This window comes from Neisseria sp. P0001.S005, assembly GCF_051963715.1.
The window spans coordinates 1-299 of sequence record NZ_JBQCTZ010000928.1; the positions used below are offsets into that span (position 1 = coordinate 1).

Annotated in this window: 1 pseudogene; it reads left to right on the forward strand. The window is 52.8% G+C overall.

The features are described from left to right. A pseudogene (locus ACTHSP_RS23535) lies at positions 1-299 on the forward strand (energy transducer TonB); the annotation flags it as partial.

Consider the following 299-nt stretch of genomic DNA (forward strand, 5'->3'; position numbering starts at 1 on the left):
AAAAAAGAAAAAGCGGATATCGTACAGCAAAAGGAAAAACCGAAACCTATCGAGAAACCTAAGCCCGAGCCTAAGCCAGAACCCAAACCTGAGCCTAAGCCCGAGCCAAAACCTGAACCAAAACCAGAGCCGAAGGCAGAGCCTAAACCATCTCCCAAAGCATCTGAACACTCAGGCAGCAAAACCGGGCCGAATACTGCTGAAAACGGTAAAGGCAACGGAGAAGGCAAAGCCTTGGGCGGAGAAGGAAAAGGCAACGGCGGCGGTACGAAAGGTACAGGCAGCGGCCGTGGCGAAGG